We start from the raw sequence: 13,862 nt of genomic DNA, 5'->3' as shown, positions 1-13,862 counted from the left end.
GACCTCGCGAGAGGCGGCAGCGTGCTTCATCTGACCGACGACGCTCCCGATCATCCGTCCGCGGATCGGCCGGGTGGGCGCCGGCAGCCGGACACCGTACTGGCCGGGGAGAACTTCCCGGTCGCGCTGCGCGTCCTGCCGGCACGGATCCGCCGGCACCTGCTCGCCCTCTACTGGTACGCCCGCTACGTCGACGACCTCGGCGACGAGCCGGACGAGGCAGGCCGGGACGAGACGCCGGCCACCCGGCTCGCCAGGCTGGACCGGTTCGACCGCGAGGTACGCGCCCTCTACCACGGCCGCCTGCCCCGGCACCCGGTACTGGTCCGGCTGGCGCCCACCGTGGTCGACTGCCGGCTGCCGGTCGACCCGCTGCTCCGGTTGATCGAGGCGAACCGGCGCGACCAGGTGGTGAGCCGCTACCCGACCTTCGGCGCCCTGGTCGACTACTGCCACCTCTCCGCCGACCCGGTCGGCGAGCTGGTGCTGCACGTCTTCGACGCCGCCTCGCCGACCCGGATCCGGCTCTCCGACCGGATCTGCACCGCGTTGCAGGTGGTCGAGCACCTCCAGGACGTCGCCGAGGACCGGCGCCGGGGCCGGATCTACCTGCCGACCGAGGAGTTGGCCGCGGCCGGGGTGTCCGAGGAGGACCTCGACGCGCCCCGGGCCGGCGACCGGCTCCGTAGCGTCGTCCGGCGCCAGGCGCAGCGCGCTGCCGACCTACTCGACGCCGGTGCGCCGCTCGTCGGCGATCTGCACGGCTGGGCCCGGCTGGCCGTCGGCGGGTACGTCGCCGGTGGGCGGGCCGCGCTCGCCGCCCTGGCCCGGGCCGACCACGACCCGCTGCCCGGGCCGCCCAAAGCGTCCCGGGCCCGGATCGCCGCCGCCTGGATCAGGTCGTACTGGCCGCCTCGGGCCGCCCTGCGCCCGAGCGGGGTGCGCGGATGACCGCCGACGCCGGGCTGGAGCGCGCCTACCGCGAGTGCGCCCGGGTGACCCGCAGCCAGGCGCGCAACTTCTCGTACGGGATCCGGCTGCTCCGCCCCGACCGGCGCGCCGCGCTCTGCGCCGTGTACGCCGTCGCCCGGCGCATCGACGACATCGGCGACGGCGACCTGCCCGCCGCCACCAAGCTGGCCCGGCTCGACCAGGTCCGGGCGGCGCTGCACCGGCTGCCGGAGGCCGGCGGGGACCCGGTACTGATCGCCCTGGCCGACGCCGCGGCCCGGCTGCCGATTCCGGTGGCCGCCTTCGACGAACTCATCGACGGCTGCGTGGCGGACGTCCGGGGCGCCCGCTACTCCACGTTCGAGGAACTGGTCGGCTACTGCCGCTGCGTCGCCGGGTCGATCGGCCGGCTCTCGCTCGGTGTCTTCGCCCTCCGGCCCTCGGCGGACCGGGCGGCCGCCGCCGAACTCGCCGACACCCTGGGCATCGCGCTGCAACTGACCAACATCCTCCGGGACATCGTGGAGGACCGGGCCGCCGGCCGGGTCTACCTGCCCCGCCGCGACCTGGAGCGGTTCGGCTGCACCCTGGAACTCGGCCCGGACGGCGCGTTGACCGACCCGCCGGAGCGGCTCGCCGCACTGCTCCGCTGGCAGGCGCACCGGGCCGAGCGCTATTACCAGACCGGGCTGCGGCTGCTGCCGCTGCTGGACCGGCGCAGTGCCGCCTGCGTGGCGGCGATGGCCGGGATCTACCACCGGCTGCTGGCCCGGATGGTCGCCGACCCGTTGGCGGTGACCCGGCAGCGGGTCTCGCTGCCCGGCTGGGAGAAGGCGTACGTCGCGGCGCGGGCGATGACCCGGAGCGCACCGTGACCGACGGAGGAGTCTGCGTGGTGGGCGGTGGACTGGCCGGCATCGCCTCGGCGGTGCGGCTGCTCGACGCCGGGCACCGGGTGACCCTGGTGGAGGCCCGTCCCGCGCTCGGCGGCGCGACCTACTCGTTCCGGCGCGGCGAACTGACCGTGGACACCGGACAACACGTCTTCCTCCGCTGCTACCAGCAGTACCGTGACCTGCTCGTCCGGCTCGGCAGCGCCGACCGGGCCGCCGTGCAGGACGGGTTCGCGGTGCCGATCCTGCGGGTCGGCGGGCGGCCGCACGTACTGGCCAGCAACCGCCGGCTGCCGGCCCCGGCCCACCTGCTGCCGGCCCTACTCGGCTACCGCCCGCTGCGGGTCGGGCAGCGGCTGGCGGCGGTCCGGGCCGCAGCCGCGCTGCGCCGGGTCGAGCCGGACGACCCGGCCGCCGACCGGGTCAGCTTCGGCGCCTGGTTGGCCGCGCACGGGCAGGATGCGCCGACCGTGGCCCGGCTCTGGGAGCTGATCTGCACCGCGGCCCTGAACGCCCCGCCGGACCGGGCCTCGCTGGCGCTGGCCGCCCGGGTCTTCCGGACCGGGCTGCTCGACCGGGCCGACGCCGCCGACATCGGCCGGCCGACCGCGCCACTGTCCGAGCTGCACGGCGGCCCGGCCACCGCACTGCTCCGGCAGCGCGGCGCGACGGTCCGCACCGGCGTACGGGTCCAGCGGATCCGTACCGACCAGGGGCGGTTCCAGGTCTCCGGCGACGGCATCGAGCTGACCGCCGACGCGGTGGTGTTGGCGGTGCCGCATCCGCAGGCCGCCCGGCTGGTGCCGGACGAGGCCGCTCCGGACCGGGCGCGCTGGGCCCGACTGGGTGCCGCGCCCATCGTCAACGTGCACGTGCACTACCAGCAGCGGGTCACCGACCTGGAGTTCGCCGCCGGGCTGGACACCCCGGTGCAGTGGGTCTTCGACCGGACCCCGCCCGGTGGGTCCGGCCAGTATCTGGTGGTCTCCATCTCCGCCGCCGAGCAGGTGCTGACCGTCCGGGCGAGCGAGCTGGTCCGGACCTATCTGAATGCGCTCGCGGAACTCTTCCCGGCGGCCCGGCAGGCCCGGGTCCGGGACGCGTTCGTGACCCGGGAACCCCGGGCGACGTTCCGGCAGGAGCCGGGTTCCCGCAGCGCCCGGCCACCGGCCCAGACCCGGGCGCCCGGGCTGGCCCTGGCCGGCGCCTGGACCGACACCGGGTGGCCGGACACGATGGAGGGCGCGGTACGCAGCGGCCACCGCGCCGCCGACGTGGTCCTCGCCCACCTCGGGTCGACACCGACCGAGACGCCAGGCGCCGGCATGACCGGGCGCGGCGAGGTCATCGAGAGGCTCGGTTGTCGAGGTCATGGCGATGACGGGCGTAGCGAGGAGACGGTATGACCGGGCGCGGCGAGGTCATCCAGAGGCTCGGTTGTCGAGGTCATGGCGATGACGGGCGTAGCGAGGAGACGGTATGACCGAGCGGAGCTCGGGCATCAGGCAGCTCGGTTGTCGAGGTCATGGCGACGACGAGCGCAGCGAGGAGACGACATGACCGTGATGCTGCCCAGCGTCCTCGCCCAGGTGGACGAACTCGTCCAGCCCGAGATCCGGGCGACGCTGGAACGGATCGACGAGCGCACCCGGCTGGTCGCCGGCTACCAGCTCGGCTACTGGGACACCTCCGGCGAGCCCGCCGGCCGGGGCGGCAAGGGGCTGCGCCCGGCCCTGGCGCTGCTCTCGGCCCAGGCTGCCGGCCAGCCGGTACGCCGGGGCCTGCCGGCGGCGGTCGCGGTGGAGCTGGTGCACAACTTCTCGCTGCTGCACGACGACGTCATCGATGGTGACCTGGAGCGGCGGCACCGGCCGACGGCCTGGGCGGCGTTCGGTGTCGGGCCGGCGATCCTGGCCGGGGACGCCCTGCTCGGCCTCGCCGACGAGGTGCTGGCGGACGACTCCGCCCTGGACGTACGCGCGGGACTGGCCACCATGCACACGGCGATCCGCCGGCTGATCGCCGGGCAGGCGGCGGACGTGGCGTTCGAGTCCCGGGCCGACGTCACCCTCGAGGAGTGCCTCGCGATGGCCCGGGACAAGACGGCGGCGCTGCTCTCCTGCTCCGCGACGCTCGGCGCGGTGCTCTGCGGCGCCCCGCCGGCGCTGGTGGACGGCCTGTCCCGGTACGGGGAACGCCTCGGCCTGGCCTTCCAACTCGTGGACGACCTGCTCGGCATCTGGGGCGAACCGGCGGTCACCGGTAAGCCGGTGCTGTCGGACCTGCGGGCCCGGAAGAAGTCGGTCCCGGTGGTCCGGGCCCTCACCTCGGGCGGTCCGGCCGGCGACCAACTCGCCGAGCTGTACGCCCGGCCGGGCGACCTCTCCGACCCGGACCTGGGTCTGGCCGCCGCCCTGATCGAGGAGACCGGCGCCCGGGACTGGACCGAGAAGCAGGCCGACCGGCTGCTCACCGAGGCGCTGGCCGAGCTGGACCAGTTGGGCGAGCCCGGCTCGGCCGCGGAACGCTCCGGCGTGCACGCCGACCTGGTGGCGATCGCGCACTTCATGACGGGACGGGACCACTGATGGGCTCGACGCTCTCCACCAGCGACGGCAGCCCGACCGGGGTCGGGCCCACGCTCACCGAGGGACGGGGCACCGCCGAGACCGGCGGCGACGGGTCGCGGCACAGCGCCGAGGCGGCCCTGGACCGGGCCCGGGATCTGCTGCTGTCCCGGCAGCAGCCGGGCGGCTGGTGGCAGGGCGAGCTGGAGACCAACGTGACGATGGAGGCCGAGGACCTGCTGCTGCGGGAGTTCCTGGGCATCCGTACCGAGGTGGAGACCGCGCCGACGGCCCGGTGGATCCGGTCGAAGCAGGGCGCGGACGGCGCCTGGGCGACCTTCCACGGCGGGCCGGGCGACCTCTCCACCACCATCGAGGCGTACGCGGCGCTGCGGCTGGCCGGCGACCCGCCGGAGGCGGAGCACATGTGCCGGGCGAGGGAGTTCGTCCTCGCGCGCGGTGGCATCGAGCGCAGCCGGGTCTTCACCCGGCTCTGGCTGGCGCTGTTCGGCGAGTGGCCGTGGCACCGGCTGCCGGCGATCCCGCCCGAGGTGGTGCTGCTGCCGTCGTGGTTTCCGCTCAACGTCTACGACTTCGCCTGCTGGGCCCGGCAGACCATCGTGCCGCTGTCGATCGTCCGCTCGCTGCGCCCGGTACGCCCGCTCGGGTTCTCGCTCGGCGAGCTGCGTACCGGTCTGCCGGCGGAGTCGGCGGCGCCGGGGGGCAAGGGTCGCTGGATGCGCCGGCTCGATGCGGCGCTGCGCGGCTACGAGCGCCACCCGGTCGGCCCGGTACGCCGCAACGCGCTGCGCCGGGCGGCGGAGTGGATCGTCGCCCGGCAGGAGGCCGACGGCTCGTGGGGCGGCATCCAGCCACCGTGGGTCTACTCGCTGATCGCGCTGCACCTGCTCGGCTACCCGCTCTCCCATCCGGTGCTGCGCAGCGGGCTGGCCGGGCTGGAGCGGTTTACCGTCCGGGAGGAGACCCCGGACGGCCCGGTACGCCGGCTGGAGGCGTGCCAGTCCCCGGTCTGGGACACCGCGCTGGCGATGGTCGCGCTCGCCGACGCCGGGGTGCCGGCCGACCATCCGGCGCTGACCACCGCCGCCGACTGGCTGCTGGCCGAGGAGATCCGGGTCCCCGGCGACTGGTCGGTACGCCGCCCCCGGGTCGCCCCCGGCGGCTGGGCGTTCGAGTTCGACAACGACGGCTATCCGGACACCGACGACACCGCCGAGGTGCTGCTCGCGCTGCGGCATACCGGTCCGCCTCGGGAGCTGCGGCCGGCGATGGAGCGTGGGGTCCGGTGGCTGTGCGGAATGCAGTCCGCCGACGGCGGCTGGGCCGCGTTCGATGCGGACAACACCCGAGTGATCGCCCGTGACCTGCCGTTCTGCGATTTCGGTGAGGTGATCGACCCGCCGAGCGCGGACGTCACCGCGCACGTGGTGGAGGCGCTCTGCGCGGAGGGGCTGGCCGGCTCGATCCCGGTCCGCCGGGGCGTGTCCTGGCTGCTGCGCCAGCAGGAGGCGGACGGATCCTGGTTCGGCCGGTGGGGTGCCAACCACGTCTACGGGACCGGGGCGGTGGTGCCGGCCCTGATTGCCGCCGGGGTACGCCGGGACGATCCGGCCATCACCCGGGCGGTCTGCTGGCTGCACCGGCGGCAGAACGCCGACGGCGGCTGGGGCGAGGACATGCGCTCGTACCGCGATCCGGCCTGGCGCGGGCAGGGCGACTCCACCGCCTCCCAGACCGCATGGGCGCTGCTGGCCCTGCACGCCGCCCGCTCCGACGACTCGGCGTCGATCCGGCGCGGGGTGGACTGGCTGGTGCGTACCCAGCGGCCGGACGGCGGCTGGGACGAGCCGCAGTTCACCGGCACCGGCTTTCCCGGGGACTTCTACATCAACTACCACCTGTACCGGCTGGTGTTCCCGGTCAGCGCCCTCGGCCGGTTGCTGCGCGACCCGGACGACTTCGCGCGGCTGCGCACCGATCCGGGAGAGCCCAGTTGAACAACGGGAACTGGGTGCTGTTCGCACCGATGCGGGCGGAGGCCCTCGCGCTGCGGCGCGGCCTGCCGCCGGGCGCACCGCTGCGGCGTACCGGTCGGGGACCGGCCCGGGCCACCCGGGTCGCCGCCGGCTACCGCGACGCCGCCGCGTTGGCGGTGGCCGGGATCGCCGGCGGCTTGGTGCCGACGCTGCGCACCGGGGACGTGGTGGTGGCCACCGAGGTACGCCGGGCCGGCGTCGTCGGCGGCGCCCCGGTACCCTGCCCGGCCGCCGCGATGATCGCGGCGGCGCTGCGCCGGCGCGGCCTGACCGTCCACCTCGGACCGGTGGTGACCAGCCGGCGGATCGTTGACGGCGCCGACCGGACCCGGCTCGCCGGCACCGGCGCGATCGCCGTGGACACCGAGTCGGCGGCGCTGCTGGCCGGCGCCGCCGGCCGCCCGATCGCCTGCGTCCGGGTGGTCGCCGACGTGCCACCACATCCGCTGTACCGGCCGGCGACGCTCGGCCGGGTGCTCGCGGCGCTGCGGGTGCTGCCGCAGCTCGGCCCGGCCCTGTCGGAGTGGGCGGCGGCGACCACGGCCCGGCAGGTGGTGCTGGCCGCGCCCCGGTCGTTCTGTGCCGGGGTGGAACGGGCGATCAGCGTGGTGGAGCAGGCGCTGGACCGGCACGGCCCGCCGGTCTACGTCCGCAAGCAGATCGTGCACAACCTGCACGTCATCGCCGACCTGCAACGCCGGGGCGCGGTCTTCGTCGACGAGCTGACCGAGATCCCGGACGGCGCGACCACGGTCTTCTCCGCGCACGGCGTGGCGCCGGCCGTCCGGCAGACCGCCGCCGAACGGGGGCTGCCGGTGATCGACGCGACCTGCCCACTGGTGACCAAGGTGCACAGCGAGGCCCGCCGGTTCGTCGGGCGGGGCAACACGGTGCTGCTGATCGGGCACGCCGGGCACGAGGAGACCGAGGGCACCCTCGGCGAGGCGCCCGGCCGGATCGCGCTGGTGGAGTCGGTCGGCGACGCGGAACGGATCGAGGTCGCCGACCCGGACCGGGTGTCGTACCTGGTGCAGACCACCCTGGCCGTGGACGAGGTGGCCGGGGTCCTCGACGTACTCCGGCGGCGGTTCCCCGCGCTGACCGGCCCGGCCTCCGACGACATCTGCTACGCCACCACGAACCGGCAGGCGGCGCTGCGCGAGGTGGCCGCCGTCGCCGACGTGGTACTGGTGCTCGGCTCGGCCAATTCCTCGAACTCCCGGCGCCTGGTCGAGGTGACCGAGCGCGGGGGCACCCCGGCGTACCTGATCGACGACGTCGACCAGGTCGACCTGCGCTGGCTCGCCGGGGTACGGACGGTCGGCGTGACCGCCGGTGCGTCGGCGCCGCCCTGGCTGGTCGACCAGACCGTGGCGGCACTGGCCGGGCTCGGTGCCGGCGCGGTACGGGAGCACACCACCCGTACCGAGGACGTGCATTTCACCCTTCCCAAGGAGATCCGAACACCTTGACATCCTCCACCGTCCTAAAGGGCGGGGATTCCCTTGGTCGCCCTTGGGTTTTCCTGCTTCGACACCGGCTGCCTCGTCCGGGCGTCCGCCCGTTGAGGTCTTACACCGGCTCCACAGGCCGTAACGGAGAGCCCCTCCGCCAGAATGTTGCGGGCCGCGTTGACGTCACGGTCGTGGATAGTGCCACATCGGCAGGTCCACGTCCGCACGTCCAGCAGCATCCGCTCAGCGAGAACACCACACGTCGAGCAGAGCTTGGACGACGGGAACCAACGGTCGACAACGACCAGGTCCCGGCCGTACCAGTCGGCTTTGTATTCGAGCATGGTGCGGAACTGCCGCCAGCCGGCGTCGCTGATGGCGCGGGCCAGAGGGCGGTTTTTGACCATGTTACGCACGGTCAGGTCCTCGATCACGATCGTTTGGTTCTCACGAACGAGTCGAGTGGTCAGTTTGTGCAGGTGGTCCCGACGCCGGTCGGTGATCCGAGCATAAATCCGGGCCACCTTCAACCGGGCCTTGGCCCGATTCACCGACCCCTTCTCCTTGCGGGCGAGTTGGCGCTGGGCGCGGGCCAGGGCGGACCGGTCCCTGCGTTCGTGACGCGGGTTGGTGACCTTCTCACCGGTACTCAACGTGAGCAGGCTGTCGAGTCCGGCATCCACGCCGACGGCCGTGTTGGCGGCCGGGGCCGATGCGATCACATCGTCACAGAGCAGGGACACGAACCAGCGTCCCGCCGCGTCCTGCGACACCGTCACCGTGGACGGCGACGCACCCTCGGGCAACAGCCGCGACCACACGATGTCCAACGGCTCGGCCATCTTCGCCAGTCTCAGCTGGCCGTTACGGTAGCGGAACGCGCTGCTGGTGTACTCCGCCGACTTGCGCGACTTCTTTTTGGACTTGAAGCTCGGGTACCGGGCGTGCTTGGCGAAGAAGTTGACGAACGCGCCTTGCAGATGCCGAAGGGCCTGCTGCAATGGCACCGACGACACCTCGTTGAGGAACGCCAGTTCCTCGGTCTTCTTCCACGCCGTGAGCATCGCGCTGGTCGCGTTGTAGGTGATCCGTTCCCGCCGCAGGGCCCACGCCTCGGTGCGAGCCTGCAGGGCCAGGTTGTAGACCTTCCGGACGCATCCGAACGTGCGCGACAGCTCCATGGCCTGCGCCTCGGTGGGGTAGAAGCGGTACTTGAACGCCCGCTTTACCGCCCTGGACACGCCTCACACGCTAGCGCCCCAACTGGTAAGCCCTGCGGTGACGCGCGGGTGGACGCCTATCCGCCCTGGCGGCGGATCGGCTATCCCTGCCCTGCACCGCAGGAGTTCCGTTTCCTCTCCGGCCTGAAAGCCGGAGTATCCACGGAAGGAATCCGATGACGGGGACCAGTTCGCGAAGCGCCGCGCGGTACCGCCGCGCGCCGATCGACCGGCCGACCGGAACGGGGTGGTGACCATGGGCATGCCACTGCGCCAGAGCCTGCGAGTCGGCCGCTATCTGATGGAGCAGAAGCTGCGCCGGAGGACGCACTTCCCGCTGCTTGTCGAGTTGGAGCCGCTCTTCGCCTGCAACCTCGCCTGCGCCGGCTGCGGCAAGATCCAGCATCCGGCGGACGTGCTGAAGCGCCGGATGCCGGTGGAGCAGGCACTCGCCGCGATGGAGGAGTGCGGGGCGCCGATGGTCTCCATCGCCGGCGGCGAGCCGCTGATGCACCCGGAGATCGACCGGTTGGTCAACGAGCTCGTCAAGCGCCGCAAGTACGTCTTCCTCTGCACCAACGCGGCGCTGCTGCGCAAGAAGCTGGACAAGTTCACCCCGTCCCGCTACTTCTCGTTCGCCGTGCACATCGACGGGTTGCGGGAGCGGCACGACGCCTCGGTCTGCAAGGAGGGCGTCTTCGACGAGGCGGTCGAGGCGGTGAAGGAGGCGAAGCGGCGCGGCTTCCGGGTCACCAGCAACACGACGTTCTTCTCCACCGACACCCCGCAGACCGTGATCGAGGTGCTCGACTACCTCAACGACGACCTGGGCGTCGACCAGATGATGCTCTCCCCGGCGTACGCCTACGACAAGGCGCCGGACCAGGAGCACTTCCTCGGCGTCGCGGAGACCCGGGCGATGTTCAAGAAGGCGTTCGGCGAGGGGCGCCGGAAGAAGTGGCGGCTGAACCACTCGCCGCTCTTCCTGGACTTCCTGGAAGGCAAGGTCGACTTCTCCTGCACCGCCTGGGCCATCCCGTCGTACTCGCTCTTCGGCTGGCAGCGCCCCTGCTATCTGCTCGGTGACGGCTACGCGCAGACGTACCAGGAGTTGATCGAGACCACCGACTGGTCGGCGTACGGCCGGGGGCGGGACAGCCGCTGCGCCAACTGCATGGCGCACTGCGGGTACGAGCCGACGGCGGTGCTCGCCACCATGTCCTCGCTGCGCCAGTCGATCCGGGCGATCCGCGCCAACTGAGGCGGTGGGGCCGGGCCGTGGGTGTGGGCCGGGGCGGTCAGCCGAACCGGTCGGCGAGCCGGCGGTAGGTGGCCGGCAGGGTGGCCCGGACCGCGATCGGCAGCACCATCCAGCGCGGCAGGCACACCTCGTGCCGGCCGGCGAGCATCCCGGTGAGCAGGGCGTCGGCGGCCCGCTCCGCCGGCACCGGCCGGGGACGGCGGCGCGGGTACGGCCGGCCCCGGCGGGCGAAGAACGGGGTGTCCACCACGGCGGGGACGAGTTCGGTGACCACGATGCCCCGACCGGTCGTCTCCTTGCGCAGGCTGTCGGCGAAGACGCTCAGCCCGGCCTTGGTGCCCGCGTAGACCGCCTCCTCGCGTACCCCGAGCCGGCCGGCGATGGAGCCGACGAAGCCGAGCCGGCCGCTGCCCCGGGCCAGCATCCCGGGCAGTACCGCCCGGGCGAGCAACATCGGTGCGGTCAGGTTCGCCGCCACCAGCGCCTGGATCTGGGCGTCGGTCATTTCGGTGAGCGGCCCGGCGTAGCCCTGGCCGGCGTTGTTGACCAGGATGTCGACCCGACCGGCGTCCTCGAGCACCCGGCCGGCGAGTGCCGCCGTCCGGTCGGGGTCGGTGAGGTCGCACGGGATCGCCGTACCGCCGGACTGCCCGGCGACCGCCGCGAGCCGCTCGGGGTCGCGGCCGCTGAGGAAGACCCGCGCGCCAGCACCGGCCAGCCGCCGGGCCGCCGCGGCGCCGATCCCGGACGACGCGCCGGTGACCAGGGCGACGGCACCAGCGAGGCGGCGGGAAGTCATACCGGTAGTGTGGCCCATCCCGGGCCGGTGGACCGGACGGAGCGCCGAACCGGGGCCCGCTCGGCGGGCGGCGGTCGGGTCAGGAGTCGAGGGCGGCCAGGGCGGTGCGGAGGAACGCCGGGGTCTCGGTCGGCGAGACGGCCTCGACGCAGAGCCGCTCCATCGCCGCGGCGTAGTAGTCGACGTCGTCACGCTTGTCGAGGTAGAGCGCGCTGGTGAGCTGTTCCATGTAGACGACGTCCGGCAGCTCCTGGTCGGGGAAGCGGAGCAGGCTGAACGCGCCCCCGGCCGCGGCGTGCCCGCCGGCCCGGAACGGGATCACCTGGACCGTGACGTTGGGCAGCCGGCCGGCCTCGATCAGGTGCTCGATCTGGCCGCGCATCACGTCGATCCCGCCGATCGGCCGGCGCAGCGCCGCCTCGTCCACCACGGCCCACAGTTGCGGCGCGCCGGGCCGGGTCAGCACCTTCTGCCGGTCCATCCGGAGCTCGACCCGGCGTTCGATCTCGTCGGGCGGTGCCCCGTCGTGGGCGAGCAGTACCACCGCCCGGGCGTAGTCCCGGGTCTGCAACAGCCCGGGAATGTACTGCACCTCGTACGCCCGGATCAGCGCCGCCGCCGCCTCCAGCCCGAGGTAGGACTGGAACCAGTTCGGCAGGACGTCGCCGTACCGGTGCCACCAGCCGGGGTTGTTGGCCTGGCGGGCCAGGGCGAGCAGTGCGGACCGTTCGGTCTCGTCGGTCACCTGGTAGAGGGTCAGCAGATCGGCGACGTCGCGTTCCTTGAATCCCACCCGGCCCAGCTCCATCCGGCTGATCTTGGACCCGGACGACCTGATCTCCCAGCCCGCGTCGTCGCGGCTGACGCCTCTGGCCTCCCGCAGCTTGCGCAACTGGCTTCCGAGCAGGATCCGCAGCACGGTGGGGCCGCCCGCCATCCCGGGGTCGGCCGCTCCAGCCGCGAAGACTGGTCCACCGTCGACGATCGGTCCACGGTCGGCGACCTCGCCGTCCGGGACCGAACCATGGCCGGATGGAGCCATCGCCACGTGTCGCCTCCACACATGCTCGACGCAGCCCACCGAGGGCTGGGCCAAATCCGTCGGTAAGCATGCCATGGCTTGACGGTGAGGAGGGTAGACCCAACGCGCTAATTTTCTCGACCCTCGTCCAGTCCGGGTCGCGGGAGCGGGTCGGGATGGTGGCGAACGGTGGCGCCGGCGTACCGGACGCCGTAGGTACCGCCGGTCAGCGGATGAGGTTGTCGAAGTCCCCGTCCCGGGCACCGAGGATGAAGGCGGTGATCTCGTCGATGGTGTAGATCAGCGCCGGCCCGTCGGGGTCCCGGGAGTTGCGGACGGCGATACCGGCGCCGCCGGGCAACTCGGCCATCTCGACGCAGTTCCCGCTCGGGTTACTGCGGCGGCTCTTCTGCCACGCGAGGGTCGGCAGTTGGCCGGTGGACATGCCGTTGTACGTCTGAATCATCGCCAGTCTTTCTGGAGGTTCCGGAGGGCTGGGGGCGGTGGGCGTCGCGTAGGCCCGACTGCGTACTGATTCCTCCCCGTGGACGCGTCCTCAGCCGTGACGGTGCGTGCAGTACCGCGGATGGTCACCTCTGCATGACCATCTGCACGTGCATTCGCTCTTGCGTCTGCACCTGACAGCGAGCATGATAGCGCGGTAAGGGTGTGTCCGTTTGTTCACTTTTCGTGATGGAGGCGGGGTGTCGTTGCCAGCGCAGCCGACGCGTCGGGGACCAGGCAAGATCGCTGGCATGCCCGCCTGCCTGGGCAGATGGACGCCAACGCATCGCGACGGTGCGGTTCCGGCCCGTGCTGGCGGACGCGAAGTTGGATCACGGACAGTCACCGACTACTCCCGGCTACCGGCCTTCGGACAGGGTCTCGGTCCGGGCCACGACCCGTCCCCGAGCCGGGTCTCCTGAAGGGACGCGGCACCGTGGATCCCTTCACCCTCGCGGCCGGCGCCGCCGCGGTTGCCGGCCTCGGCGCGGCCTGGCGGATGCGCGGCCGGGTGCGGATGGCCCAGGCGGAGGTGGTCCGGCTCCGCGAGGAGTTGCAGTCGGAACGGCACGCGGCCACCCACGACCCGCTGACCGGGCTGCTCAACCGGCGGGCCTTCTACCAGATCGGCGCCGCGCTGGTCGCCGATCCCGGCCGGCCGCCGCTGGTCGCGGTGGTGCTGGACCTCGACGACTTCAAGCAGATCAACGACCGGTTCGGCCACGCCGCCGGAGACCAGGTGCTGGTCGCGGTGGCCTGGCGATTCGCGGCGTACGCGGGCAACAACCTGGTGGCCCGGCTCGGTGGCGACGAGTTCGCCGGCCTGCTCGCCGGCACCCGGGCCGACGGACGCTGGCTGCACCAGTCCGCGCGACGGCTCGCGGAGCTGCTCTCCGCGCCGATCCAGGTGGCCGAGCGCGACCTGCGGGTCACCGCGTCGATCGGACTCGCCCCGGTGCACGGCTGCGTGCAGTTGGCCGAGGTGCTCAACCTCGCCGACGCCGCGATGTACCGAGTGAAGACCCGGCGGGCCGGACTCGCCCCGGCCGATGTCGACGCCGCCGGTTGCGTCGGCCCGTCCGTGGGGTACGTCCAGGGCCAGGCGCAGTACGGCCTGTCGAGCGGTACGACCGGC

The 13,862-nt window shown here is 73.1% G+C and carries 11 protein-coding genes and 2 pseudogenes; 9 read left to right on the top strand and 4 right to left on the bottom strand.

The window, feature by feature from the left end:
• Positions 1-21: 21 nt before the first annotated feature.
• The 7 genes and pseudogenes from hpnC to ispH all read left to right on the top strand — a co-directional run bounded on the left by hpnC (position 22) and on the right by ispH (position 7,940).
• Positions 22-951 (top strand): squalene synthase HpnC, encoded by a 930-nt coding sequence (gene hpnC / locus ACSMXO_RS23010; RefSeq protein ID WP_455413705.1) that lies wholly within the window; start codon positions 22-24, stop codon positions 949-951.
• The gene (hpnD, locus tag ACSMXO_RS23005; protein ID WP_455413704.1) at positions 948-1,826 is read left to right on the top strand and encodes a presqualene diphosphate synthase HpnD; all 879 of its coding nucleotides are present in this window, start codon (positions 948-950) and stop codon (positions 1,824-1,826) included. Before hpnC ends, hpnD begins: the two co-directional genes overlap by 4 nt.
• Positions 1,823-3,250, top strand: coding sequence for a hydroxysqualene dehydroxylase HpnE (hpnE, locus tag ACSMXO_RS23000; RefSeq protein ID WP_455413703.1), 1,428 nt, complete (start codon positions 1,823-1,825; stop codon positions 3,248-3,250). The genes hpnD and hpnE overlap by 4 nt, the downstream gene beginning before the upstream one ends.
• Before the next feature lie 150 nt (positions 3,251-3,400).
• On the top strand, positions 3,401-4,432 hold the full coding sequence (locus ACSMXO_RS22995) for a polyprenyl synthetase family protein (RefSeq protein WP_346256569.1): 1,032 nt from the start codon (positions 3,401-3,403) through the stop codon (positions 4,430-4,432).
• Positions 4,432-6,429, top strand: a complete 1,998-nt coding sequence (shc, locus tag ACSMXO_RS22990) for a squalene--hopene cyclase (protein ID WP_455413702.1) — start codon at positions 4,432-4,434, stop codon at positions 6,427-6,429. The genes ACSMXO_RS22995 and shc overlap by 1 nt, the downstream gene beginning before the upstream one ends.
• A gap of 29 nt (positions 6,430-6,458) precedes the next feature.
• Positions 6,459-6,890, top strand: a pseudogene (locus ACSMXO_RS22985) (phosphorylase family protein); the annotation flags it as partial.
• 93 nt (positions 6,891-6,983) lie between these two features.
• Positions 6,984-7,940, top strand: a complete 957-nt coding sequence (gene ispH / locus ACSMXO_RS22980; protein WP_455419293.1) for a 4-hydroxy-3-methylbut-2-enyl diphosphate reductase — start codon at positions 6,984-6,986, stop codon at positions 7,938-7,940.
• Between the two features lie 14 nt (positions 7,941-7,954).
• On the opposite strand, the gene ACSMXO_RS22975 is transcribed toward ispH, so the two are convergent.
• The gene (locus tag ACSMXO_RS22975; RefSeq protein ID WP_455413701.1) at positions 7,955-9,163 is read right to left on the bottom strand and encodes an RNA-guided endonuclease InsQ/TnpB family protein; all 1,209 of its coding nucleotides are present in this window, start codon (positions 9,161-9,163) and stop codon (positions 7,955-7,957) included.
• A gap of 235 nt (positions 9,164-9,398) precedes the next feature.
• Between ACSMXO_RS22975 and hpnH the strand changes: the two genes are divergently transcribed.
• Positions 9,399-10,403 carry an adenosyl-hopene transferase HpnH gene (hpnH, locus tag ACSMXO_RS22970; protein WP_346262276.1) on the top strand — a complete coding sequence of 335 codons (1,005 nt, stop codon included), beginning with the start codon at positions 9,399-9,401 and terminating at the stop codon, positions 10,401-10,403.
• Positions 10,404-10,440: 37 nt separating this feature from the next.
• Here the strand turns inward: hpnH and ACSMXO_RS22965 are convergent, their stop codons facing one another.
• From ACSMXO_RS22965 to ACSMXO_RS22955, 3 genes are all read right to left on the bottom strand, one after another.
• On the bottom strand, positions 10,441-11,202 hold the full coding sequence (locus tag ACSMXO_RS22965) for an SDR family NAD(P)-dependent oxidoreductase (RefSeq protein WP_455413700.1): 762 nt from the start codon (positions 11,200-11,202) through the stop codon (positions 10,441-10,443).
• Positions 11,203-11,281: 79 nt separating this feature from the next.
• Positions 11,282-12,139 carry a helix-turn-helix domain-containing protein gene (locus ACSMXO_RS22960; RefSeq protein ID WP_455419292.1) on the bottom strand — a complete coding sequence of 286 codons (858 nt, stop codon included), beginning with the start codon at positions 12,137-12,139 and terminating at the stop codon, positions 11,282-11,284.
• Positions 12,140-12,449: 310 nt separating this feature from the next.
• Complete coding sequence (locus ACSMXO_RS22955; protein ID WP_203856560.1) at positions 12,450-12,689, bottom strand: DUF397 domain-containing protein; 240 nt, start codon at positions 12,687-12,689, stop codon at positions 12,450-12,452.
• 474 nt (positions 12,690-13,163) lie between these two features.
• On the opposite strand from ACSMXO_RS22955, the pseudogene ACSMXO_RS22950 reads away from it, so the two are divergent.
• Positions 13,164-13,751 (top strand): annotated as a pseudogene (locus tag ACSMXO_RS22950) (GGDEF domain-containing protein); the annotation flags it as partial.
• Positions 13,752-13,862: the final 111 nt, after the last annotated feature.

Source organism: Plantactinospora sp. DSM 117369, from assembly GCF_053764795.1.
The sequence above is the reverse complement of the archived record's forward strand: the minus strand, read 5'-3'. Positions and strand labels throughout refer to the sequence as shown.